We start from the raw sequence: 24,179 nt of genomic DNA on the forward strand, positions 1-24,179 counted from the left end.
GGGGCCTAATCCGACCTACCCAATTATTTAGCGGTATTGAGCAGCAGCTCGTTCAAACGCTTGACGAACGATGCCGGATCGGCCAGCGAACCGCCTTCGGCCAGCAAAGCCTGGTCGAACAGGATATTGGCCCAGTCGCCGAACTTGCCGCCTTCTGCATCTTCATATTTCAGACGCGTGACCAGCGGGTGGTTCGGGTTGATCTCCAGAATCGGCTTCGATTCCGGCGCACTCTGGCCGGCCGCCTTGAGCATGCGCAGCAGGTTGCCCGACAGCTCATTCTCGTCGGCCACCAGGCAGGCTGGCGAATCGGTCAGGCGGAACGTGACGCGCACATCCTTGGCCTTGTCTGCCAGCGTGGTCTTCATCTTGCCAACCAGTTCGGCGTACGAGGTTTCGGTTTCTTCGTGCTCTTTCTTTTCCGCTTCGTCTTCAAGCGCGCCCAGGTCCAGGCCGCCCTTGGCTACCGACACCAGTTCCTTGCCTTCGAAGTCCTGCAGGAACGACAGCATCCATTCATCGACGCGGTCGGTCAGCAGCAGCACTTCAACGCCCTTCTTGCGGAAGATTTCCAGGTGCGGGCTGTTCTTGGCGGCAGCGTAGTTGTCAGCCGTGACGTAATAGATCTTGTCCTGGCCTTCCTTCATGCGCGCCAGGTAGTCGGCAAACGAGGTGATCTGCTCGTCGCTGTCGTTGGCGGTCGAGGCAAAACGCAACAGCTTGGCGATGCGCTCCTTGTTGGCAGCATCTTCGCCGATGCCTTCCTTGAGCACCTGGCCAAATTCTTTCCAGAACGTGGCGTACTTGTCTTTCTTGTCCTGCTCGTCGGCGTTGGCCAGTTCTTCCAGCATGCCCAGCACGCGCTTGGTCGAGCCGTCGCGGATCACTTTCACGTCGCGCGATTCCTGCAGGATTTCACGCGACACGTTCAGCGGCAGGTCGGACGAATCGATCACGCCGCGAACGAAACGCAGATAGGTTGGCGTCAGCTGTTCGGCGTCGTCCATGATAAAGACGCGCTTGACGTACAGCTTGATGCCGCCGCGCTTGTTACGGTCCCACATGTCGAACGGCGCCTTGGCCGGGATATACAGCAGCTGCGTGTATTCGCTGCGCCCTTCCACGCGGTTGTGCGTGTGCGTCAGTGGCGCCTGGAAGTCGTGCGACACGTGCTTGTAGAATTCTTCGTACTGTTCGGGCGTGATGTCGGACTTGTTGCGGGCCCACAGCGCGCTGGCCTGGTTGACCGTTTCCAACTCGTCCTTGACGACGGTTTCTTTTTTCTCGTCGTCCCACTCTTCTTTCTGCATCACGATCGGCAGCGAGATATGGTCCGAGTATTTGCGGATGATCGACTTGATCTTCCAGCTCGACAGCAGCTCGTCTTCGCCTTCGCGCAGGTGCAGGATGATGTCGGTGCCGCGCGATGGCTTGTCGATCGATTCAATGCTGTAGTCGCCCTCGCCGGCCGACTCCCAGCGCACGCCTTCGGAGGCGTCCACGCCGGCGCGGCGCGTTTCAACGGTGATCTTGTCGGCCACGATAAAGCCCGAGTAGAAGCCCACGCCGAACTGGCCGATCAGGGCCGCGTCCTGCTGCTGGTCGCCCGACAGCTTGCCGAAAAATTCCTTGGTGCCCGACTTGGCGATGGTGCCCAGGTGCGAGATCGCCTCGTCACGTGTCATGCCGATGCCGTTGTCGGAAATGGTGATGGTGCGTGCTTCTTTATCGAAGCTGACCTTGATTTTCAGCTCGTGGTCGTTGCCATACAGCGCGTCGTTGTCAATCGCCTCGAAGCGCAGCTTGTCGGCCGCGTCGGATGCATTCGAGATCAGCTCGCGCAGGAAAATTTCCTTGTTCGAGTACAGCGAATGAATCATCAGATGCAGCATCTGCTTGACTTCAGTCTGAAAGCCCAGTGTTTGTTTTTCGGAGACAGCCATATTTACCTCATAGTCTGGTGGATCGGACGAATGTCGGGCAATTGGGGATGGCGTCAGCCATTTCAAGATGCCAACATGCAAATTTCTATCGTCAACTCCCCAGCGACTGCGCCAGGAAGCGCCAGAAGCGCTCATCCTGCACCGTCGCCAGGTTCAACCGCATATAGGTCGAAGGGCGCTGGCGCGGCGAAAACAGGCTGCCCGGCGCCAGCACCAGTCCTTCATGCAGCGCTTTTTCAGCCAGCAGATTGGTGTCGCAGCCGGCATCGGCCCAGACAAACATGCCCGCTTGCGCTGGCTCGAAGCGCAGCCCGGCCTGCTCGATCCTGCGCAGCGTGGGTGCGCGTACGCGGTCGAGCCGGGCGCGCAGGCGCTCGACATGCTTGCGGTACTGCCCCTGGGCCAGGATTTTGTACACCATGCGCTCGCCGATATCGCTCGAAGTCAGGGTGGACAACATCTTGCGATCGGCCAGGCGCTGCGCGCGCTCGGGCGAGGCGGCAATAAAACCCACGCGCAGGTTGGCCGCCAGGCTCTTGGAAAAGCCGCCCAGGTAGACCACGCGGCGCAACTGGTCGAGCGCGGCCAGGCGCGTGGCCGGCTGCGCCGCACTACCCCCGCCCGGATGCAGATCGCAGTAAATATCGTCCTCGACCACGATAAAGTCATGCTGCTCGGCCAGCCGCAGCACCTGGAACGCCTTGGCGGCCGACAGCGAAGTCGAGGTCGGATTGTGCAGCACCGAATTGATGACATACAGCTTGGGGCGGTGCAGCGCCGCCAGTTCGGCCAGCAGCGCCAGGTCGGGCCCGTCGGCCAGGCGCGGGATGCCGATCACCTGCAGGCCCATAGCGGCAAAGGCGCCGAACATCATCCAGTAGGCCGGATCGTCGACAAACACGGTGTCGCCAGGGCGGGCAAATTCGCGCGCCACCAGGTCGAGCGCCTGCATCACGCCGGCCGTGGTGACGAACTGCTCGGGCGGGCAGGCAATTTCCAGCCCAGCCAGCTTGAGCTGCAACTGCTGGCGCAGCGGCAAGAAGCCCTGCGGCGCGCCATAGCCAAGCAGCGACAAGCCGCTCTGACGCCCCACGTCGCGCAGCGCGCGCGCCAGCAGCTCGCCATCGAGCCAGTCATTGGGCAAGGTGCCCACGCCCGGCGGCGGCGGATCGCCGGGGGACGCCGGCGTGGGGCGAAACGTATGACGGATCAGCCAGACCACGTCCATTGCCTGCGCCGGCGCCGCTTGCACAGCGGCGGCAGCGGCGACATTGAGCGCCGAGCGCTCGCGCACGAAAAAACCGGCGCCGCGGCGCGACTCCAGGTAGTCGAGCGCCACCAGCCGGTCGTAGCTGGCCACTACTGTGGCGCACGAGACATTGAGGCTGGCTGCGCACTGGCGGATCGACGGCATGCGCGCGCCGCCGCGCAGCAGTTTGTCGTCGATGCGCGCGGCGAACGAACGCACGATCTGCTCGATCAGGGTTTCGCCGGAAAAGCGCGACAGCAAAGCCGGGGCGGGTGTATTGCTCATCAGACCATAACAGTGTGGGTGATTAAATGGAAAAGTGTATTTGTACTGTACTGCTCAAGCAGCCTAGCATAGCGTCATCTCCTTTACCAGCAAAGTGCAGCCATGTCTTTATCATCGAGCCATACCCGCCAGATTTCCGTTACCCGCTTGCACAACGACCGCCGCGGCCTGATGCTGGGGCTGGTCGCCGTCGCCATGTTCAGCCTGACGCTGCCGTTTACCCGCATGGCGGTAGCTGAACTGGACGCCACCTTCGAGGCGCTGGGACGTGCCCTGGCGGCAGCCTGCCTGGCGGCGCTGTGGCTATGGATCAAGAAGGCGCCGCTGCCGCGCCGCGAGCAATGGCTGCCGCTGGGGCTGGTGGCCACCGGCTGCGTGGTCGGTTTTCCCTGGCTGACCTCGCTGGCCATGCGCAGCCTGCCCGCCTCGCACGGCGCCGTGCTGGTCGGCATACTGCCGCTGGCCACGGCCGTATTTGCCGTACTGCGCGGCAAAGAGCGCCCGTCAACGGGTTTCTGGCTGATGGCGCTGGCCGGCAGCACACTGGTGGTCGGCTTTGCCCTGCGCCAGGGCGGCGGCAGCCTGCACCAGGCCGACCTGCTGATGTTCGGCGCCGTGCTGCTGGGCGCGCTGGGCTATGCCGAAGGCGGACGCCTGGCGCAAAGCATGCCGGGTGCGCAGGTGATCTGCTGGGCGCTGGTGCTGGCTGCTCCGTTTTTGCTGCTGCCGGTGCTCTCGGTGGCGTGGCCGCAGCGCGCGCTGATGGCGCAGGCCAGCAGCCAGGCCTGGCTGGCGTTTGCCTATATTTCCGTGTTTTCCATGCTGATCGGCTTTTTCTTCTGGTACCGCGCGATGGCGTTGGGCGGCGTGGCGCGCGTGGGCCAGGTGCAACTGCTGCAACCGTTTTTGACGCTGCTGGGCGCCGCCCTGCTGCTGGGTGAAGAGCTGACACCGGACAGCGCGTTGTTTGCCGCCGCCGTGATTGCCGTGGTGGCCATCGGGCGCAAGCTGAAATAATGGGCAGGCTGGTGGCGCCGGCGTACAATAAGGCGCAGCAACTTTGGCGCGGCCTATCCGGCTGCGCTTTTCCAGCGTCGCCACAAGCGGCCAGGCAACCAGCCGGCGCAGTTCGGCATTTTTCCATAGAGACCCGCATGAAAATCAATCCGTCCCCCCCCATCGAATGGCGTTTTTCGCAGCGCGCGCAACAACTGCAAAGTTCGTTTATCCGTGAAATCCTGAAAATCACCCAGCGCCCGGAGATTATCTCGTTTGCCGGCGGCCTGCCCTCGCCCGCCACCTTCCCGGTCGAAAAGATGCAGGCGGCGTTTGACAAGGTACTGGCCAACAATGGCAAGGTGGCGCTGCAGTACGGTCCGACCGACGGCTATCTGCCGCTGCGCCAGTGGATTGCCGACTCGCTGTCGATCGAAGGCAGCACGATTTCACCGGAACAGATATTGATGACGTCGGGCTCGCAGCAGGCGCTGGACCTTTTGGGCAAGGTGCTGATCGACGAAGGCAGCCGCGTGCTGGTGGAAACCCCCAGCTATCTGGGTGCGCTGCAGGCGTTTTCCGTCTATCGCCCGCAGTTCGCCTCGGTCGATACCGATGACGAAGGGCTGGTGCCGGATTCGGTCACGCCGCTGGCCGATGGTGCGCGCCTGCTCTATGCGCTGCCGAACTTCCAGAATCCGACCGGGCGCAGCCTGTCGGTGGCGCGCCGCCTTGAACTGGTGGAAACATGTGCGCGCCACGGCCTGCCGTTGATCGAGGACGATCCGTATGGCGCCCTCAGCTACAACGGCGCGCCGTCGCCGAAAATGCTCAATATGAACCCGGACGGTGTGATCTACATGGGTTCGTTCTCCAAGGTGCTCACGCCCGGCATCCGCCTCGGCTACGTGGTGGCGCCGCTGCCGCTGGCGCGCCGCCTGGAACTGGCCAAGCAGGCGGCCGACCTGCATACCTCGCAGCTGACGCAGATGGTGGTGCATGAAGTGGTCAAGGATGGCTTCCTGGAGCAGCATATCCCGAGCATCCGGCAGCTGTACGGCGACCAGTGCCAGGCCATGCTTGCGGCGCTGGAAACGCACTTTCCGGCTGGCGTGAGCTGGACGCGCCCGCAAGGCGGCATGTTTATCTGGGTCACCTTGCCGCAACATATCGACGCCATGCAGCTGCTCGATGAAGCCATTGCCAACAAGGTGGCGTTCGTGCCCGGTGCGCCGTTCTACGCCAACACGCCGGAAACGAACACCCTGCGCCTTTCATTTGTCACGGTGCCACCCGAGCGCATCCGCGAAGGCGTGGCCATTCTGGGCAGACTGATCAAAGCCAAAATGTAAGCAGCTTCCTGGTGTTGCGTAGGTCGGATTAGCGCGCAAGCGCGTAATCCGACAATACCGCTGACGCCAACAATGTTGTCGGATTACGGCCCCTTCGGGGCCTAATCCGACCTACGCCGCATCAGAACTTGCGCGAGATGCTGAGCTTGGCATTGCGTCCCACGCCAGTCACCGCTTCGCTCAGGTACGGCATATAGTGACGGTTGAACACATTATCGACCGTCAGTCGCACTTCGGTGCCGCGCCAGATGCCTTGCGTGCCGTTCCAGGAAGCAAACAGCGTGTGCAGCGCGTAGCCTTTCGATGGCGGCAGGCGATACACGTTACCGACCGGCAGCACGCGGTCCTGCCTGGCCACGAAGCGGCCTTGCCAGCCGATGGTGGCGCCCTGCGCCGGGAAGCGCCAGCCCAGGCCAGTCATCAGCTTGTCGGGAGCAATCGTAGAAACCGGCTCATCCTTGCCCCACGGATCGCGCTGGGCGCCGTGGCGCGTGCCGTACTGCATCGACAGCGACGCGCTGGCATACAGGCGCGGCGTGTTGTAGTAGGACTCGATCTCCACCCCTTCGGTGCGGAAGCCGGCCAGGTTGCGGTAAGACGACAACCCTGGCGGCAAGCCCACGCCGCTGCCCGGCACATAGCCTTCGACCAGGATGCCCAGGCGCGGGCCGATATTGTCGGTCACGCGGTTCTGGTAGGCTGTCAGGCGCAGTTGCGCATCGTCGCGCTCAAGAAACAGGCCCTGGCGATGCAGCATCACGCCCAGGCGCGCCGCCGTCACGCGCTCGACCGCCAGATTGCGGCTGGTGCCAGGCGTGCTGGAACCCAGGCGCGCCGAGACATAATATTCGTTCGAATACATTTCGTCGATGGTCGGTGCGCGCCAGGTGCGGCTCAGGTCGCCAAACAGCGCCACTTCCTGCGTAGCCTTCCAGAACAGGCCCAGGCGCGGCGACCAGTCCTCGTGGGTTTTTTCGCTGAAGTCATGGCCGGCCGCCGGCAGCGGACTGTTGTAGCGCGGCGCCAGGTTGGGCGTGCCTTCCGACACCACGCGGTCGTGGCGCAGCGCCGCCGTCATCGTCAGCGTGCCATAGCTGATGGCATCCTGGATAAACAGGCCACGCGTTTCCTGCTTGCCACCGGGCATATAGTAAGGCTGAAAGTAGCCGTAGTTGTAGCTCGGATCCTTCAGCGCGGTCGATGACGGGTAGTACATCAGGGTGTCGCGCGCATTCTTGTGCCATTGCAGGCCGGTCTGCAGCACGTGCGACAAGGCGCCGGTGGTAAATACGCTTTCATTGCGCAGGTCGGCGATGCGGTCGATATACGAGGCCCAGCTTTCATTGCCGAGCGAACCCAGGTAGGAGCCTTGCGAGGCCGAGGCCAGGCGCTTGTCGTGCTGGTCGGTATGCGAATAGCCGATGCTGGCCGTCAGCTTGACCCAGGGATTGTTTTCCGGTGCGTACTGGTATTTGATGGAATAGGTGTCGTCATCCTGGTCGCGGTAGACGGCCTTGCGCTGCCACGCTTCGTCCAGGCCATAGCGCTTGATCTCGGCTTCGGTCGGCGTCGGCACGTCCTCGCCCATGGCGGCAAACGGGCCCCAGCCGGTGCTGCCGCTCTTCATGGCGGTCAGCGTCAGTAGTTGCTCGGGTGTCAGGCGCACATTCAGTTTCAGCATGCTCGAAGGCGCGTCGATGGCGGAAAAGCGGAAAGGCTTGCCATCGGGCTTGCGCAAATCGTCCGACTTGCGCTCGGTGGTAAAGGCCATCACGTCAAAGCGGCCGTCTTCGGTGCGGCCATACACGGCCACGGTGGCGTCGTTCTCGGCGTTATTGCTGTGGCGTGCATATTTGACGAAAGCGCCGATTTTTTCATCGCCTTCGAGCATGTCTTTGGCGTCCTTGGTTTCGACCGTGATTACGCCGCCAAAACCGCCATTGCCGTACAGGCTGGTATGGGCGCCCTTGTTCACTTCAATCTGCTTGATCAGTTCGGGCTCGATAAAGATCGAACCCTGGCGGTATTTCTCGAAGCCCTTGGGCACGCCATCGAGGATCACCTTGACGTCCTGCACCTTGTTAAAACCCCAGATATTGAGGCTCTGACCACTCGGACGCGCGGTGCCGGCCAGGTCCACGCCAGGCAGGGTGTCGAGCAGGGAGGCAACGTTGTCGGCCTGCTGGCGCTCGATATCGGCGCTGGTGACATAGGAACGCCCGGCAGTGGCGGCGTTGATGGCGTCGCCAAACACGCTGATGGTCGGCATCTGGGTATCGTTCGAGGTGTCAGCCGTAGCAGCCGCAGTAGCCGCAGCGTGGGCGCTGGCGCTGTACAGGGAGCCGAGCGAGACGGCCAGCGCCACGGCGGCGGCGATCGGGGTCAGTGCGCGTGGAGTCGATGGTTGCACAGTGCTGCTTGAATTCATTGCGTTCCTTGCCTGGGTTTTCATGCTTCTGGTATGAAAAAACGCTGGAGCAGAGGTCAGGCAAGCGAGTGTGATTCAAGCGGCGGCGTTGAAACTGGCATTGCAGCGGTGCTCTGCCCGCGCGGACACGCCGCTGGCACATAGCCGGCGGCGCAACGCAGTCACCGGGATCAGTTGCCTAGGTGAAATGCGGAGCACATCATATACTGAATGATAATGATTCGCAATATCATCTGCAGCATTTACTCGGGATAACCGGTAATGTCGGCAATCTCGCGATACAACGGCTGCAGCCGCGCATACATCTTGCGGTACACGCGCCGGTACAGCTGATCGTAAATCTTTGCGTGCGCCGGCTGCGGCTGGAATACCTTGCCGCGACGCGTCATGGCCTGTGCTGCGCCGACAAAGTCGGCATGCCAGCCCAGGCCGACGGCGGCAGCGATGGCCGCCCCCAGGCCGGACGCCTCGTACACATGGGCGCGCTCGGCCGGCATGCCGAAAATATCGGCCGTCAGCTGCATTGCCGCATCGCTCTGCGAGCCGCCGCCGGCCACGCGCAGCACGGTAATGGGCACGCCGCTCTTGCGCTCGATGCGCTCCTTGCCTTCGCGCAGCGCATAGGCCAGCCCCTCAAGGATGGCGCGATACATATGCGCACGCGTATGCACGTCGCCAAAGCCGATCATGGCGCCCTTCGCTTCCGGCCCCGGCACCTTGATGCCGGGGCTCCAGTAAGGCTGCAGCATCAGCCCCATCGACCCGGGCGGCACCACCTCGACCAGCCTGTCGAACAGCGCTTCGGGCGACTGGCCACTGCCGTCCTCGGCGGCGGCCTGCCGCTCGCGGTCGCCAAACTGCTCCTTGAACCAGTTGACCATCCAGTAGCCGCGAAATATCTGCACTTCGGTGCTGTAGGCGCCCGGCATGGCGGCCGGATACGGCGGAATAAAGCGCGTCACTTCCAGGTAGTTCCGATTGGTGGTATTGATGGTGGCCGTGGTGCCATAACTGAGGCAGGCCATATGCGGCGCGCTGCAGCCGGCGCCCAGCACCTCGCAAGCCTTGTCGGCAGCGGCGGCAAACAGCGGCGTACCGGCCGCGATGCCGGTCGCCTCGGCGGCGGCGTCGCTGATGGCGCCGATCCGGCTGCCCGGCGCCATCAGTTCGGGCAGCATGGCGCGACGGATCGCCAGCGCCTGCCATTTCCAGTCCAGCCGCCCTGCCCAGCGGTGGCGCTTGTAATCGAACGGAATATAGGCCACCTGCGAAGCGGTCGAATCGATATGGCTGCCGCACAGCCGGTAGTTCAAAAAACCCGACAGCAGCAGGAATTTGGCGGTGCGGCGCCACAGATCGGGTTGCTCGGCATGTATCCAGTTGATCTCGGCTTCGCGCTGGAAGTAGCGCACCGTGCCGTCCAGGCGCACCAGCCGGAACGCAGCGCGCCACCACGGCGCCAGCTTCGGCAGTTGCTGCGTGCTGCGCTGGTCGAGCCAGGTAATGGCCGGGCGCAGCGGCGCACCGTCGGCGTCAAGATTGACCACCGTGCCGCGCTGGGTGGTCACCGCCACGCCCCTGACCTGCGCCGGCGTCACGCCGCTGGTGCGCCACAATTGCTGGCAAGCCTCGCACACGGCCTGCCAATAGCCTTCGGCGTCATGTTCGGCCCAGCCGGGCTGCGGCGCTTCGTAGGCGTCGATCAATACCTGCGCCTTGGCCGCCAGGTTGCCGTGCGCGTCGAACAGCAGCGCGCGCACGCTTTGCGTGCCGTTGTCGATGGCCAGCACGTACTCTTTGTTTTCCATTATCAGCGCGCCATGGTCATTGCGTTCAAATCGGCCTATGTAACTGCGTCTGCTCCATTCTGCCAGCCTTGCTGCCGCGAGCAAAGCGCGATGCCGCAGGCTTGACGCACGTGCACGGTGCAGACGGCGTTTTCTGGCTATACTGGCAGCGGCAAGTTTTTGTGAATCTTCCACCCCACAAGGATCCCTATGCAACTCAAAGATAAAGTCGCACTCATTACCGGCGCCGCCAGCGGCATCGGCAAGGAAATCGCCATCGAATACGCCAAACAGGGCGCAAAAGTCGTGATTGCCGACCTGTCGCTCGACGCGGCCAGCAAGACCGCCGGTGAAATCAATCAATCGGGCGGCCAGGCGTTTGCCGTGGCCATGGATGTGTCGAGCGAAGAACAGGTCGACAAGGGCGTCGACGATGCCGTCGCCCACTTTGGCGGTATCGATGTGCTGATCAGCAATGCCGGTATCCAGATCATCAGCCCGGTAGTCGACTTCCAGTTCGATCAATGGAAAAAAATGCTGGCCATCCATCTGGACGGCGCCTTTTTGACGACCCGCGCCTGCATGCGCGCCATGGTCAAGGGCGGGCGCGGCGGCGCCATTATCTACATGGGTTCGGTCCATTCGCATGAAGGCTCGAAGTTCAAGAGCGCCTATGTAGCAGCCAAGCACGGTTTGCTGGGCCTGGCCAAAGTGGTGGCCAAGGAAGGCGCAGCCGACAATATCCGCGCCAACGTGATCTGCCCGGGATTCGTGCGCACGCCGCTGGTCGACAAGCAGATACCCGAGCAGGCCGCCCAGCTCAATATCAGCGAAGAAGACGTGATCAAGAAAGTCATGCTGAAAGACACCATCGACGGTGAATTCACCACCACCCAAGACGTGGCGCAGACGGCCGTGTTCCTGGCGGCCTTCCCGTCGAACGCACTGAGCGGCCAGTCGATCGTGGTCAGCCACGGCTGGTACATGCAATAACTCACATCGCAGTAACGCCCGGGCCATGCAGCAGCGCGCCCGGGCCGCTGTCTCTATCCCATGCACGATAACCGCTATCGCCACCCGCATCCGGGCCGTATCGGCCGCCTGTTTGAACGGCTGGCCCATTCCAGCCGGCTGGCCGATGCGCGCCAGGCTGTGCTGTCGCGCCTGCCGTTCCTGACGCTGGCCAGCGAGGTGCGCGACGTGATCTACGTCAGCTGGCTGGTCGACGCCGAAGCGGCGCAAGCGCTGCTGCCGCCCGGCACACCGCTATGGCAGCGCAACGGCAAGACGCCCTTTACCGTACTGACCTATCGCCACGGCCATTTCGGTCCTGCTTTGCTGGGGCCGCTGCGCCGCGCTCTGCCTTCCCCGTTGCAAAGCAACTGGCGCCTGTATCTGGCGCACACGCCACCCGGCGCGCCCGACGTGGCGTGTGTATTTTTCCTGAAAAACGTGATGGATTCGCTGCCTTATGCGCTGGGCACGCGGCTGTTCAGCGACCTGCTGCCCACACACCTGGCCGCAAGCATGGCCCATGAGGTCACCGCGACACAGGTGCGCTGCGCCATTACGCCCGGCAGCGGCAGTGCGCCGGCCCTCGATATCGACTGCCGTTTCGGCGAGCAGCAACTCGATGGCGACTGGCAGGCGATGTTTGGCAGCTGGCGCGACGCCGTCGCGTTTCTGGCCTGCCAGGATGCGGCCGTGGCGCCTGTGCCGCGCAACGGCCGCCTGGCCTATGGCGAAATCAGCCTGCCGGTTGACCTGACGCAAGTGCGCGCGCTGTCACCGCGGCTGGCCGACTATGGTTTGGATGACGTATTGCCGCCGGTGTCAGCGCCTTTTGCCTTTTTGGTGCCGGCCGTGGCGTTCCGCGCCCTGTCTGAGCGGCTCTTGCCGCGCGCCGCTCCAGCTTGAACAAGGCCATCGCCTGTTCGAGCTGCTGCGTTTGACTCTGCAGCGCGCCCGAGGCGGCCGCCGATTCCTCCACCAGTGCTGCATTTTGCTGCGTGACCTCATCCATCTGCGTGACGGCCAGGTTGACCTGGGCAATGCCGTGGCTCTGCTCGCGCGAAGCGGCAGCAATCTCGCTCATGATGCCGTGCACGCCCTGCACGGCGCCCAGCATGTCGCTGCTGCTGGCGCCGGCCTGGGCGGCCAGCCGCGCGCCTTCTTCCACCTGCTGCAGGGAGGCGGTGATCAGCTGCTTGATCTCGGTGGCGGCGGCCGCGCTGCGCTGGGCCAGGCTGCGCACCTCGCCGGCCACCACCGCAAAGCCGCGCCCCTGGTCGCCAGCGCGCGCCGCTTCCACCGCCGCATTCAAGGCCAGGATATTGGTCTGGAAGGCGATGCCTTCGATAATGCCGGTAATGTCGCCGATCTTTTTCGACGACGCGTTAATTTCATCCATCATCGCCACCAGTTGGCCCACCACTACACCGCCGTGGCCGGCCAGTTCGCGCGCGCGGCCCGCCATATCGCTGGCCTGTACCGCATTGCTGCTGTTTTGCTGCACCGTGGCGGCCAGTTGCTCCATGCTCGACGCCGTCTGCTGCAGGGCCGAGGCCTGCGCTTCGGTACGGCTCGACAGATCCATATTGCCACTGGCAATTTCGTGGCTGGCCGTGCTGATGTGCAGAAAATTGCCGCGCACATCGCCGACGATTGAATGCAGATTGACGCGCAACTGGCGCAGCGAGCGCAGCAGTTGGCCCATCTCGTCGCGCCGGGTCGTGTCGATTTCGCCGGTCAAATCGCCGCCGGCCATCACGTCGCAGGCCTGGCGCGCCTGCTGCAAGGGCTGCAGCACGGTGCGGTGCAGCGCATGCCAGAAATACAGCGTGGCCGCCAGCGCCGCTACCGACAATGCCGTCAGCCAGCCGTCAGCCGATTTGGGTATCAGGCCGGCATGCCAGGCCAGTTGCAGCAGCAGCGCCAGGCTCAGCAAGCCCATATTCCAGCCGACCCGCTTGCCTAACGCCATGTCACGCATGCTCAGCAACTTTGCCAGCGGCCCGGTGTGCACCGCTGCGCCCTGGCTGATGGCAATGCCGCCCGCCTGCCCGGCCTTGATGCGCGCATACAGCGCTGCCGCCTGCGCCACCTGCTGGCGCGACGGCTTGGTGCGCACCGACATATAGCCGACCGCTACGCCATCCTCCACCACCGGCGTGACATTGGCCAGCACCCAGTAATAATCGCCGTTCTTGCAGCGGTTCTTCACCATCCCGCTCCAGGAACGGCCTGAGCGGATGGTTGCCCAGAAATCGGCAAACGCCTCGACCGGCATATCGGGGTGGCGCAGGATATTTTGCGGCGCGCCCATCAGCTCTTCTGCGCTGTAACCGCTGATGGCAATGAAATACGGATTGGCGTACGTGATATTGCCTTGCAAGTCGGTAGTCGAGACGATGGTCTCGGTATCGCTGAGATTGATTTCAACATCGGTAACAGGCAGGTTCAAGCGCATGGTCGTATCCTTGGCTGTAGTCTGTATGCAGACGGGAGCGGGCGCGCCGCCGGCGCTGGAACGCCAGGCAGCGGGCAACCGATACATTTATTGTAATAGTGCTGACTTGCCTGAACGGGGATTTTTTTGCAGGCGCAATTGCTTGCAAAGGTAGAAATATTGCAGCCTGCCACAGATACTAGCGCGGCACGTACTGCCAGGCTGCGTCCTCATAGACAAATTGCAGATCGGTGCTGATATCGGGCTTGCCCGGCACTGTCAGCACCGCGTTGCAGGCAACATAACCGCTCTGGCGTTTGACTTCGCACTGCTCGATCGTCTTGACCTGCATGACCGTTTGCGCTTCCTGTACTTGCGGGTCCTTGGCCGCCTGCGGATCGCTTGCTGCCAGTTTGTTGGCCCAGTCGCGTATCAGCGTCTGGGCCACTTCTGGCGCAGGGCCTGGAAATTTGGCTTTCTTGCGTTCCACGCCGATCCAGTTGCCGCCATTCTGGCGCAGTGGCAGCACGGTAAAGCCATCGCGCATGCCGGCGCTCATGCCAACCAGGCACGCCACTTCGCCATCGACTTCCTGCGACGGCAGGCAGCCCTTCAGGCTGGTAATTTTGAAGGCCATCGGTATGGTGCCGCCGGTTTTGGCAACGCCGGCATCGACGGCCGCCTGGATCTGCTGCTGGGTCGGCATGGTGGCACCGTGTACGGCCGAAGCGGCAAACAGGGTGGCGAAGGCAAGTAAGGACAGGCGCATAGGAAAAAGAAGGAAAGTTGATCAGGTTCGCGAGTCTATCACCTCATAAAAAAACATCTGTCACGATAGAAACATTTCCTGAATCGCAAGTGCCATGATGGCCTTGGAGGCAACCGCTTCTGCCAGCGCCGGCAACTTTGTTGCTATGATGACGCCCTGCCGGCAACCCGCCGGCCGATGCCGACACCCTCGGCACCCTCGATACCCACTCTATAACAACGGGAGTTTGAATGAGCTTACGTATGCTGCTCTTGGGAGCATTCAGTGCCGCCATGGCCACCACTGCCGCCGTGCCGGCGCTGGCTGCGCCGCGCGGTTTTACCGTCGAAGACATGGTTGCCATGGAACGCGTCGGCAGCCCGGCGCTGTCGCCGGACGCCACGCGCGTGGTCTACACAGTGCGCAGCACCAACCTCGACAAGAATCGCGGCAATACCCAATTGTGGCTGATCGACCTGCGCGCCCCCAATGCCGCGCCGCGCCAGCTGACCAACGGCGCTGCCAGCGCCAGCGATCCGCAATGGTCGCCCAAAGGCGACGCGATCTACTTCCTGTCCGGCCGCTCAGGCTCCTCGCAAGTGTGGCAACTGCCGATGAATGGCGGCGAAGCGGTGCGCGTGACCGACCAGCCGCTCGATATCGACACCTTCCGCGTGTCGCCGCAGGGCGACCGCCTGGCTTTCAGCATGGGCGTTTTCCTCGACTGCCTTGACATCGCCTGCAGCAAAAAACGCCTGGACGACAAGGCTGCCAACAAGGCCTCCGGCAAAGTCTACAACGAACTCTTCGTGCGCCACTGGGACACCTGGGCCGATGGCCGCCGCAATGCGCTGTACTCGGCGCCGATCGATGCCAGCGGCAAGGTCAGCGCCACGCCAGTCAGCCTGTCGGGCACCCTCAATGGCGATGCGCCATCAAAACCATTTGGCGACAACAGCGAATACAACTTCAGCCCGGACGGCAAGACGGTGGCCTTCTCGGTGCGCGTAGCCGGCCGCACGGAAGCGTGGTCGACCAACTTCGACGTCTACACGATTGCCGCTACCGGCGGCGAAGCGCCGCGCAACCTGACGGCCGACAACCCGGCCTGGGATGCCAAGGCCACTTATTCGCCTGACGGCCGCACGCTGGCCTGGGTAGCGATGGACAAACCGGGCTTTGAGGCGGACCGCTTCCACCTGGTGCTGATGGACGTTGCCACCGGCAAGAAACGCACCGTGGCCCATGACTGGGATCGCTCGGTGGCCGACTTCCGCTGGACGCCGGACGGCAAGGGCTTCCTGGCCGCCGCCGACGATATCGGCCAGCATCGCCTGTTCCATATCGACGCGGCCAGCGGCAAGGTTGCGCCACTGACCGGCAAGGGCGCCGTCGGCGGCTTTGACGTTCGCGGCAACACCATCGTGCTGACCCAGGCCAACCTGGCGTCAGGCGCGCAGCTGTACCAGCGCAAGCTCGACGCCAGGTCCGAGACGGCACCGATGGTGCAGCTGACGAAACAGAATGCTGCCGCCCTGGCCGATGTGCGTTTTGGCGAGTATGAGCAGTTCTCGTTTGCCGGCGCCAATGGCGAGACCGTGTACGGCCACGTGATGAAGCCATGGAACGCCAAGGCCGGTGAAAAGTATCCGATCGCCTTCCTGGTGCACGGCGGCCCGCAAGGCAGCTTTGGCAACAGCTGGAGCTACCGCTGGAATCCGCAGGTGTATGCGGGCGCCGGCTACGCCACCGTGTTTATCGACTTCCACGGTTCGACCGGCTATGGCCAGAAGTTCACCGACTCGATCAGCGGCGACTGGGGTGGCAAGCCACTGGTCGACCTGCAGAAGGGTCTGGAGGCAGCAGTCCAGAAATTCCCGTGGCTGGACCGCGAACGCAGCTGCGCGCTGGGCGCGTCCTACGGCGGCTACATGATGAACTGGATCGCCGGTAACTGGCCGGATGGCTTCAAATGCCTGGTCAACCATGACGGCGTCTTCGACAACCGCGCCATGTACTACTCGACCGAAGAACTGTGGTTCAACGAGTGGGAAAACGGCGGTACCTATTACGACGCCGCCGCCAAACACGAGCAGTTCAACCCGGTCAACTACGTGAAGAACTGGAAGACGCCGATGCTGGTGGTACAGGGCGACCTGGACTTCCGTATCCCGACCACCCAGGGCCTGGGCACCTTCACCGCACTGCAGCGCCAGGGCATCCCGAGCAAGCTGCTGATGTTCCCGGACGAAAACCACTGGGTCCTGAAACCGGCAAACTCGCTGCTGTGGCATCACACGGTGCTGGATTGGCTCAATACTTACACGAAAAAGTAAGACTGTAACGCCAACAATGTTGTCGGATTACGGCCCGCAGGGCCTAATCCGACCTACATGGCTGCGATTAACCGTAGGTCGGATTAGCGGCGCACCGCGCCGCGTAATCCGACAAACACCCGCGATACCGCCGCCGCTTAATAGCTATTGAGCGCCTTGGCAAACTTCACAATCCACAGCCGGCTCGGGCGCTCGCGGTCTTCGCCGCGGGCCACGCGGATGGTGTTGGCGGCGTTGCAGCCGGCGTTGCTGCTGGTAACGATCACGCCGGCTGCATCCACGGTACATTTGGTCACATCGGCGTCAGCCACTTCCACACCTTTCGCGTCATAGACCTTGGTTTTCATGCCGAAGTCGTTGTCGTTGGCCAGCGCGATGGTCGAACCGTCGACCAGCGTCAGGCCTTCGGCTTTTTCCGCCGCCCAGCCAATCGCGTTCAAGTCCAGCAACAGCGTCTTTTTCATCGCCTTCACGCCAGCCCAGTCGGCGCCATTGACGGCGTTGCCGGCCATGCTGCTTTTCTCCAGATCCGACGTGGCCGCGTTATAGGCCGCAGCTGAAATATCGGTGGCGCCGTTCAGGTCCACCAGCATCAGCTTGTTGAACACCTTGCCGCTGGGCGCGGCGCCCTGCTCGATCACCAGGAATTTTCCACCACCCAAAGCCACCATGTCGCCCAGCTTGGCGTTGCCGGTGCGACCATCCTGGTAGTCGGCTGCGTCGAGCGGATAGGCAAACATCCTGCCGCTGGTGCCATTGGTCGGATCGAACTCGATCCAGCGCGTAAAGCGGGCAAAGCGCTCGACCTGCTCGGCTTTTTTCGTCACCGAATACATGGCGGTACCGTCCGACAACGGGCTTTGCAGGAAGCCGTACAGCTTGTCATTGGAAGTGTCGAGCGTCATGCCTTCCATGCCGCGATTGGCGCGGCGCTTGGCAAACAGCGCAGGCAGGCCCTTGCCCGGCTCATATCTGGCCTGGATGATGCCGGTCGCCGCATCGATTTTGATCACGAACGGGCCGTATTCGTCGGATACCCACAGCGCATTGCGCTTCTTGTCGAGCACGATGGCTTCCGAATCGAGGCCGCCCGCATTGAACACGGCCTTGCCGGCAGGGTCGTATTTCATCGCGTCCATCACCGGAATCTCGGCCGAATTGCCGACCGTGCCGACCGGTACCGGCAAGCCCGAGGTGGCCACGCTGGCCGAGACCTTGATCGGCGTGGACGAGGTCAGCACCGCACCATTTTTACCTACCGTGATCACGCCAAACGATGGCGCAAAGCTAGGCGACGGGAAGATTTTGCTGCCAACCGTGCCGCTGCCGAAGGGATTGGGAACCAGTGGGCCGTCGCCGTTCGGGCCGCGGTCGGTCAGGCCGTAAAACTCAAGGTCGCCGGTGGCGGTGGTGCCCTTGAAGGCCAGGCCAGAACCGTACGATGGCAAAAAGCCGTTTGGAAATTCGCCCTTGATTTTCGCATTGCTGCCTTCGTACGGCACATAGAAGCTGCTGGCCGCCTGGATCTGGTAGCGCGTAACCGTCACATTCACTTCGCCCACCGGATTGGTCTGCGTCAGCGTTTCATTGACCGGCGCACCGGCTTTCGAGGCCAGCGTATCTTCAAAATGCTCGCGCACCAGCGCGCGGCGGTCAGCGTCCACGCTGCGCGCCGCATAATTGCCGCCCAGCGTGGCCAGGTGTGCCGCCAGCGCCGTATTGAACGCCGCTGGCGCCGCGGAAAAATCAAGCGTCTTGCCGGCCAGTGCCGTGCGAACTGCCGCCGTCAGCCTGATGCCGTTCGACGGGTCGCTGTCTTCATCGAGCAATTGCAGCGCCAGCAGGCGGTTGATCAGCTTTTCATCCTGCACGCTGTTGGCGGCAGCGAGCGCCATCGGCGTGACCAGCGGCGCGCACAGGGTGCTGCCCAGCGCCAGGCCGCCCACGCTGAAGGTGACGGTGTCGCCTGGCATGCAGGAAAATTCGCCTTTGGCGCTGGTGGTCGCCTTGGCCTTGGCTGCGCTGCCGGCCACATACTCAAGACCTTCCACGGCACCATCAAGGAAAACGCCCGTCACGGCCACTGGCTTGGCCGGCTCGGCATGGTCACTGTCGCTGCCGCCACAGGCGGACAGGCACAGGCAGGCGGCCAGCGCCAGCAGGGTCAGTTTCGGGACAGTCGTTACGGCAGCGTTCATGCATTCCTCGGCTAAAGGGGTAAGGGAAGCCGGGAAGCTTAAAGTAGCAAAATGACAAGCGCGTGACATGTCACAATAACGGTTACAACGATGTTGTAACGAAGTGACAGCGCTTAGGCAGGCGGCCCACCGATGCCGCCAAAACGCCCTTCGGCCTGGCGCCGAAACTGCTTGGGCGACATGCCCTTGACCTGCAAAAAGCGCCGGTTGAAGTTGGCCACGTTCTGGAAGCCCACGTCATAGCAGACATTGGCCACATACTGGTCGGTATCCATCAGCAACTGGCAGGCCTTGTTGATGCGCAGCCGGCTCAGAAAATCGGTAAAGCTGTTGCCGGTGGCCTTGCGGAAGAAACGCGAGAATTTGCTCAGCGACATGCCGACCTGCTCGGCCAGCATCTCGGCTGAAATCGGCTCGCGGTAGTTTTCCGTAATGTAGTTGAGCACCGCATTGACCTTGGCCAGCGTGGCGTCGTCATCGTAGGAGCGCAGCGAGGCGCTCGACAGCAGGCGGTAATCGGCGGTACGTGCCAGCTTGCTCATCATCTGCACGAAATGGGCAAAGCGCTCGGCGCCATGGGTGGCGCGGATGCACGCCAGGTGCTGCTCGACCTCGTGCGACAGGCCGAAGAACTCGACGCCATAGCTGGAACGCTCGAGCAGCGCCAGCAGCTCGCGCAGTTCGGGAATCACGCGCGCCGCGCCGGCCATCGGCGCATGCGCAAACTGCACGATCATGTCGCGCAGCGCCACCCCGCCCTCGGGCACCACCGTTGAAATCCAGTTATGCGGCAGGCGCGGCCCGGTCAGCACCAGGTGGCCCGGTGAAAACTCGCCGATATAGTCGCCCACGAACAGGCGCCCGCTGGTGGCCACGATCAGGTGCAGTTCATACTCTTCATGGCAATGCCAGCGCACGCGCGAACTGGGATAGCCGTGTTCGAGATAGTTGATGATGCCGTCGTAGCTTTCGCGCTCAAGCTCGGGCGGCTTGCGTTCGATGTCCTTGTAGCCTGCGTAATCCATGCTGGTCTCCTGCTTTTTTAACTGCCAATGTAACCCACAACGGCGCGTCCGGGCTAGCCCTGTCCGAAGCGCCCCAGCGCCTGCTGGCGGAACTGCTTGGGCGTCATGCCCTTGAGCTCCAGGAAGCGGCGGTTGAAATTGGCCACGTTGTTAAAACCCGACTCGTAGCAGATATTGCTGACATAGCGTTCAGTTTCCATCAGCAGCTGGCAGGCCTTGTTGATGCGCAGGCGGTTGACGAAGTCGGTAAAGCTGTTGCCGGTGGCGCTGCGAAAGAAGCGCGAAAAGGTGCGCTCGCTCATGTCCACCTGGTTGGCCAGCTGGGTCAGCGTAAACTGGCTGCTGTAGTTATGGACGATAAAGTTGATGGCCGAACTGACGCGCGCCAGCGAGACATCGTCATCGTTCGATTGCATCGGCACGGTCGACAGCAGCTGGAAGCGGCTGGTCTGCGCCAGCTCGCCCAGCAGCGTCAGGAACTCGATAAAGCGCGGCAGGCCGCTGCTGTCGCGGATACGCTGCAGGCGCCGCTGCGCCAGCTCGCTGACATCGAAAAATTCCACGCCGTGCAGCGCGCGCGCCAGCAGCGGCAGGATGCTTTTCACTTCGGGAATCGCGCTGGCCATCGAGACCAGCGGCGCATGCGCAAACTGCACCACCATGTCGCGCAGCGCCACGCCTTCGGGCGGGGTGTCGAGCGAGACCCAGTTATGCGGTACGCGCGGTCCGGTCAGCACCAGGTGGCCCGGTGCAAACTGACCGATATAGTCGCCCACAAAGACCTTGCCGCTACTTTCAACGATCAGGTGCAGCTCGTACTCGTCATGGTAATGCCAGCGCACCAGCGCGTTGGGAAAGCCATGCTCGAGATAGCGGATAAAACCAAAGCTGCCCTTGGGTTCGAAGCCAGGCGTGGCGTCGCGCTGCTGCTCGTGCTCGACCTGGGGTGCCCGGCTTGCCATGGCCGCCTCAGGCTACTGCCTGTTCAAGCGCCGCGCGTGCACCGTTCCCGTACAGCGCGGCCAGCGCCTGCGCCACCGCCCCGGTAAAGGCAGGCGAGTCAGACAGTTCGCCAAACAGCTCGCGCAGCGACAGCAAGGCGGCAGCATCGGCACCGCCCTGCACGGCCAGCGCCCGCAGCCGCTCGGCGTACGGATCGTTGAGCGGCATCGCACGCCCCGCTTCGTCATGGCCTTCCAGATAGCGAAACCAGCAGGCCACCGTAAAGGCCAGCAGCCGGATCGGCCGGTTTTGCGCCAGCGCCTCGCGCACGGACGGCAGCACGAACTTCGGTATGCGCGCCGAGCCTTCGGTGCCGATGCGTGCCAGCTGGTCGCGCACGGCCGGATTGGAAAAGCGCTCGATCAAGGTAGCCTTGTATTGTTCCAGGTCGACGCCGGGTACCGAATCAAGCAGGGGAGTGACTTCGTCATCCATCAAGCGCCGCACCAGCGCGCGGATCGCGTCATCGGCCATCGCTTCATGCGCGTAGGTATAGCCCAGCTGCATGCCGATATAGCACAGCGCCTGGTGGCTGGCGTTGAGCAGGCGCAGCTTCATTTTTTCATACGGCAGCACGTCGTGCGTCATCTGCGCGCCGACCCGCTCCCAGGCCGGGCGCCCTTGCGGAAACGCGTCTTCGATCACCCACTGGCGAAACGGCTCGCACACCACCGGCCACGCATCGACCAGGCCAAACTGTTCGCGCACCAGCGCGCGGTGTTCATCAGTGGTGGCCGGTGTAATGCGGTCGACCATGCTGTTGGGGAAGCTGCAATGCTCGCGCAGCCACTGCGCCAGGTCCGCATCGCGCAGTGCGGCAAACGCCAGCAGCATCTGGCGCGTGACCTCGCCATTGTTTTGCAGGTTATCGCAGGACATCACGGTAAATGGCGCCAGCCCGCGCGCGCGCCGCAACGCCAGCGCGTTCAGCAGATAGCCGAACGAACTGCGCGGCGCCTGCGGGTGCGCCAGTTCGTAGACGATATCGGGATGCTGCGCGTCGAATTCCCCGGTGCCCTGGTTGACATAGTAGCCGCCTTCGGTAATCGTCAGCGAGACGATGCGTGTGGCCGGATGGGCCATTTTTTCCAGCACCGCCTGCGGGTCGTCGGGTGCATACAGATACGCGCCCACGCAGCCGATCACGCGCGCCACATCGCCGGCGGCGCTGCGCTCGACCACCGTATAGAGGCCATCCTGGCCCTGCATGGCGTCGCGCATGGCCGCGTCGTGCGGCAGCAGGCTTACGCCGCAATAACCCCACTGCCCGGCCTCGGTATCGGGCAGCGCCAGCAGGTCATCGAGGTAGACCGCCTGGTGCGCGCGGTAAAAACCGCCCACGCCGATATGCACGATGGAAGGCGCCAGCGACTGGCGCGGATAAGCGGGGCCGGTGACGTTGGCCGGCAGTTGCGCCAGCGCTGCCTGGTTCAGTTTCAATTCGGTCATGCCGATACTCCCGGTGCTGGCGCGCGGCTCTTGCCTGCAGCGTCAAAATAATGGATAAAGTTTTGATCGAAAGCGACGTGCGTCTGCTGGCCAGGCTGCAGGCGGCTGCGCTCGGCGCCGCGCGAGACCAGTTGCACGTCGTTGGGCAGGCGCACATAGGTCAGCGTTTCCACCCCCAGCGACTCGACCAGTTCGACCGTGACCGGCACGCTGCCCGGCTGCACATCACCCAGCAGCACATGCTCGGGGCGAACGCCGACAAAGCCGTCCGATGGCGCCTGGCTGGCGCCGGACAGCAGCTGCGGCGCCGCGTCCAACGGCACCACATTCATGCTCGGCGTGCCGATAAACTGCGCCACGAAGCGGTTGGCCGGCCGGTCATACAGCTCCAGGGGCGAACCATGCTGCTCGATCTGGCCGTCGCGCAGCACCACCACGCGGTCGGCCAGCGTCATCGCTTCGACCTGGTCATGGGTGACGTAAATGGTGGTGGCGCCCAGTTCGCGGTGCAGCTTGGCGATCTCGATGCGGGTCTGCACACGCAGCGCCGCATCGAGGTTCGACAGCGGTTCGTCGAACAGGAATACCTTGGGGTCGCGCACGATGGCGCGGCCGATCGCCACGCGCTGGCGCTGGCCGCCCGACAGTTCCTTGGGCGTGCGTTCCAGGTAGCGCGCCAGATCGAGAATGGCGGCCGCCTTGTCGACTTTTTCACGGATGATCTTCGGGTCGACGCCGGCCAGTTTCAGCGCAAACGACATGTTCTGGTACACCGTCATGTGCGGATACAGCGCGTACGACTGGAACACCATCGCCAGGTCGCGCTTGGACGATGGCAGGCTGGTGATATCGCGCCCGTCGAGCGACAGCGTGCCGTTGTCGATTGGTTCCAGGCCCGCGATCAGGCGCAGCAAAGTCGACTTGCCGCAGCCGGACGGCCCGACAAACACCACAAATTCGCCCTGCTTGATTTCCAGGTCGATGCCCTTGATGGCGCGGTGCTCGCCGAAAAATTTTTCAATGTTTTTTAGTTGGAGATAAGCCATGGTGTCATCCTAAATATGTTTCGATGGAGGCAGTACCTGCGCAGCAGGTTACTGCCGTCATCACTTGACAGCGCCGAAGGTCATGCCTTGTACCAGCTGCTTCTGGCAGAACCAGCCCAGCGCCATGATCGGCGCAATCGCCATCAGCGAGGCGGCCGACAGCTTGGCCCAGAACAGCCCTTCGGGACTCGAATACGAGGCGATCAGCCAGGCCAGCGTGCCGGCGTTCGAAGCGCCCAGGTTGAGCGACCAGAACGACTCGTTCCAGGCCCACACCATGCACACCAGCGCCGTCGAGGCGATGCCACCCACCGACAGCGGCAGCACCACGTAGCGAAATTCCTCCCACACGCTGGCGCCGTCCATGCGCGACGCTTCCAGGATTTCACGCGGCAGCTCTTTCATGCTGGTGTAGAGCAGCCAGATCATGATCGGCAGGTTCATCAGCATGAACATGATGGTCAGGCCAATGCGCGTGTCGAGCAGGCCGAAGTACTGGTAGCAGATATAGATCGGCATCAGCGCGCCCACGCCCGGCATATAGCGTGAACTGAGCATGAATTTCAAGAGGCCGATGGTGCCGCCGGTCGGAAAGAACGCCATCGAATAGGCGGCCGGGATGGCGATCAGCAGGCCGATGGCAGTCGACACCACGCTGGTAAACAGCGAATTGAAGGCGTAGCCGAAGTAGTTATCGCGCGCCAGCACCTCGCTAAAGCTGTCCAAGGTCGGCGTGAAGAACAGCAGCGGCGGCGTGGTGATGGCCTGCCCTTCGGTCTTGAACGCCATCAGCGCCAGCCAGAAGATCGGAAAAAACAGCAGCAGCGCGCACAGCCAGGCGGCGGCCGTGCGGCCATACAGATTGAGTTTGCTATGCATGGTGATTC

General features: G+C 62.9%; 16 protein-coding genes and 1 pseudogene. 5 read left to right on the forward strand and 12 right to left on the reverse strand.

What is annotated here, in order from left to right; all coding sequences use genetic code 11:
- Positions 1–23: 23 nt before the first annotated feature.
- Positions 24–1,943 carry a molecular chaperone HtpG gene (gene htpG / locus GCM43_RS11780; RefSeq protein ID WP_152244424.1) on the reverse strand — a complete coding sequence of 640 codons (1,920 nt, stop codon included), beginning with the start codon at positions 1,941–1,943 and terminating at the stop codon, positions 24–26.
- A gap of 91 nt (positions 1,944–2,034) precedes the next feature.
- Positions 2,035–3,477, reverse strand: coding sequence for an aminotransferase-like domain-containing protein (locus GCM43_RS11785; protein ID WP_152244426.1), 1,443 nt, complete (start codon positions 3,475–3,477; stop codon positions 2,035–2,037).
- Between the two features lie 102 nt (positions 3,478–3,579).
- Here GCM43_RS11785 and GCM43_RS11790 point away from each other — a divergent pair, with 102 nt between their 5' ends.
- Together GCM43_RS11790 and GCM43_RS11795 are read left to right on the forward strand one after the other, a co-directional pair.
- Positions 3,580–4,494 carry a DMT family transporter gene (locus GCM43_RS11790; RefSeq protein WP_152244428.1) on the forward strand — a complete coding sequence of 305 codons (915 nt, stop codon included), beginning with the start codon at positions 3,580–3,582 and terminating at the stop codon, positions 4,492–4,494.
- Positions 4,495–4,631: 137 nt separating this feature from the next.
- On the forward strand, positions 4,632–5,825 hold the full coding sequence (locus GCM43_RS11795) for an aminotransferase-like domain-containing protein (RefSeq protein WP_152244430.1): 1,194 nt from the start codon (positions 4,632–4,634) through the stop codon (positions 5,823–5,825).
- A 121-nt stretch (positions 5,826–5,946) separates the two neighbouring features.
- On the opposite strand, the gene GCM43_RS11800 is transcribed toward GCM43_RS11795, so the two are convergent.
- A complete protein-coding gene (locus GCM43_RS11800; RefSeq protein ID WP_193315600.1) occupies positions 5,947–8,253 on the reverse strand; it encodes a TonB-dependent hemoglobin/transferrin/lactoferrin family receptor in 2,307 nt (768 codons plus the stop codon).
- 242 nt (positions 8,254–8,495) lie between these two features.
- The gene (locus GCM43_RS11805; RefSeq protein ID WP_152244434.1) at positions 8,496–10,061 is read right to left on the reverse strand and encodes an FGGY-family carbohydrate kinase; all 1,566 of its coding nucleotides are present in this window, start codon (positions 10,059–10,061) and stop codon (positions 8,496–8,498) included.
- A 189-nt stretch (positions 10,062–10,250) separates the two neighbouring features.
- Between GCM43_RS11805 and GCM43_RS11810 the strand changes: the two genes are divergently transcribed.
- Both GCM43_RS11810 and GCM43_RS26495 read left to right on the forward strand, forming a co-directional pair.
- Positions 10,251–11,033: a 3-hydroxybutyrate dehydrogenase gene (locus GCM43_RS11810; RefSeq protein WP_152244436.1), complete on the forward strand. Its 783-nt coding sequence runs from the start codon at positions 10,251–10,253 to the stop codon at positions 11,031–11,033.
- Between the two features lie 60 nt (positions 11,034–11,093).
- Positions 11,094–11,579, forward strand: a pseudogene (locus GCM43_RS26495) (DUF2071 domain-containing protein); the annotation flags it as partial.
- Between the two features lie 208 nt (positions 11,580–11,787).
- Here GCM43_RS26495 and GCM43_RS26500 read toward each other — a convergent pair.
- The gene (locus tag GCM43_RS26500; RefSeq protein WP_319636958.1) at positions 11,788–13,509 is read right to left on the reverse strand and encodes a methyl-accepting chemotaxis protein; all 1,722 of its coding nucleotides are present in this window, start codon (positions 13,507–13,509) and stop codon (positions 11,788–11,790) included.
- Between the two features lie 178 nt (positions 13,510–13,687).
- Entirely contained in the window at positions 13,688–14,257 is a 570-nt protein-coding gene (locus GCM43_RS11825; protein WP_152244440.1) for a hypothetical protein, read from the reverse strand.
- A 230-nt stretch (positions 14,258–14,487) separates the two neighbouring features.
- On the opposite strand from GCM43_RS11825, the gene GCM43_RS11830 reads away from it, so the two are divergent.
- Positions 14,488–16,572, forward strand: a complete 2,085-nt coding sequence (locus tag GCM43_RS11830; protein WP_152244442.1) for a S9 family peptidase — start codon at positions 14,488–14,490, stop codon at positions 16,570–16,572.
- A 137-nt stretch (positions 16,573–16,709) separates the two neighbouring features.
- Here the strand turns inward: GCM43_RS11830 and GCM43_RS11835 are convergent, their stop codons facing one another.
- The 6 genes from GCM43_RS11835 to GCM43_RS11860 all read right to left on the reverse strand — a co-directional run bounded on the left by GCM43_RS11835 (position 16,710) and on the right by GCM43_RS11860 (position 24,171).
- Positions 16,710–18,770: an esterase-like activity of phytase family protein gene (locus GCM43_RS11835; protein ID WP_152244444.1), complete on the reverse strand. Its 2,061-nt coding sequence runs from the start codon at positions 18,768–18,770 to the stop codon at positions 16,710–16,712.
- A gap of 113 nt (positions 18,771–18,883) precedes the next feature.
- Positions 18,884–19,795, reverse strand: a complete 912-nt coding sequence (locus tag GCM43_RS11840; protein WP_152244446.1) for a helix-turn-helix domain-containing protein — start codon at positions 19,793–19,795, stop codon at positions 18,884–18,886.
- A 53-nt stretch (positions 19,796–19,848) separates the two neighbouring features.
- A complete protein-coding gene (locus GCM43_RS11845; RefSeq protein WP_152244448.1) occupies positions 19,849–20,757 on the reverse strand; it encodes an AraC family transcriptional regulator in 909 nt (302 codons plus the stop codon).
- Positions 20,758–20,764: 7 nt separating this feature from the next.
- The gene (locus GCM43_RS11850) at positions 20,765–22,246 is read right to left on the reverse strand and encodes a mannitol dehydrogenase family protein (protein ID WP_152244450.1); all 1,482 of its coding nucleotides are present in this window, start codon (positions 22,244–22,246) and stop codon (positions 20,765–20,767) included.
- Entirely contained in the window at positions 22,243–23,292 is a 1,050-nt protein-coding gene (locus GCM43_RS11855) for an ABC transporter ATP-binding protein (protein ID WP_152244452.1), read from the reverse strand. The genes GCM43_RS11850 and GCM43_RS11855 overlap by 4 nt, the downstream gene beginning before the upstream one ends.
- Before the next feature lie 60 nt (positions 23,293–23,352).
- The gene (locus GCM43_RS11860) at positions 23,353–24,171 is read right to left on the reverse strand and encodes a carbohydrate ABC transporter permease (protein WP_152244454.1); all 819 of its coding nucleotides are present in this window, start codon (positions 24,169–24,171) and stop codon (positions 23,353–23,355) included.
- Between the last annotated feature and the right edge of the window lie 8 nt (positions 24,172–24,179).

This window comes from Janthinobacterium aquaticum, from assembly GCF_009208565.1.
Taxonomy (GTDB): Bacteria; Pseudomonadota; Gammaproteobacteria; order Burkholderiales; family Burkholderiaceae_D; genus Janthinobacterium.

Coding starts and splice junctions, on each gene's coding strand:
- GCM43_RS11825 (WP_152244440.1), bottom strand. CDS start 14,257: ATGCGCCTGTCCTTACTTGCCTTCGCCACCCTGTTTGCCGCTTCGGCC.
- GCM43_RS11830 (WP_152244442.1), top strand. CDS start 14,488: ATGAGCTTACGTATGCTGCTCTTGGGAGCATTCAGTGCCGCCATGGCC.
- GCM43_RS11835 (WP_152244444.1), bottom strand. CDS start 18,770: ATGAACGCTGCCGTAACGACTGTCCCGAAACTGACCCTGCTGGCGCTG.
- htpG (WP_152244424.1), bottom strand. CDS start 1,943: ATGGCTGTCTCCGAAAAACAAACACTGGGCTTTCAGACTGAAGTCAAG.
- GCM43_RS11810 (WP_152244436.1), top strand. CDS start 10,251: ATGCAACTCAAAGATAAAGTCGCACTCATTACCGGCGCCGCCAGCGGC.
- GCM43_RS26500 (WP_319636958.1), bottom strand. CDS start 13,509: ATGCGCTTGAACCTGCCTGTTACCGATGTTGAAATCAATCTCAGCGAT.
- GCM43_RS11785 (WP_152244426.1), bottom strand. CDS start 3,477: ATGAGCAATACACCCGCCCCGGCTTTGCTGTCGCGCTTTTCCGGCGAA.
- GCM43_RS11840 (WP_152244446.1), bottom strand. CDS start 19,795: ATGGATTACGCAGGCTACAAGGACATCGAACGCAAGCCGCCCGAGCTT.
- GCM43_RS11855 (WP_152244452.1), bottom strand. CDS start 23,292: ATGGCTTATCTCCAACTAAAAAACATTGAAAAATTTTTCGGCGAGCAC.
- GCM43_RS11850 (WP_152244450.1), bottom strand. CDS start 22,246: ATGACCGAATTGAAACTGAACCAGGCAGCGCTGGCGCAACTGCCGGCC.
- GCM43_RS11790 (WP_152244428.1), top strand. CDS start 3,580: ATGTCTTTATCATCGAGCCATACCCGCCAGATTTCCGTTACCCGCTTG.
- GCM43_RS11845 (WP_152244448.1), bottom strand. CDS start 20,757: ATGGCAAGCCGGGCACCCCAGGTCGAGCACGAGCAGCAGCGCGACGCC.
- GCM43_RS11795 (WP_152244430.1), top strand. CDS start 4,632: ATGAAAATCAATCCGTCCCCCCCCATCGAATGGCGTTTTTCGCAGCGC.
- GCM43_RS11800 (WP_193315600.1), bottom strand. CDS start 8,253: ATGAATTCAAGCAGCACTGTGCAACCATCGACTCCACGCGCACTGACC.
- GCM43_RS11805 (WP_152244434.1), bottom strand. CDS start 10,061: ATGGAAAACAAAGAGTACGTGCTGGCCATCGACAACGGCACGCAAAGC.
- GCM43_RS11860 (WP_152244454.1), bottom strand. CDS start 24,171: ATGCATAGCAAACTCAATCTGTATGGCCGCACGGCCGCCGCCTGGCTG.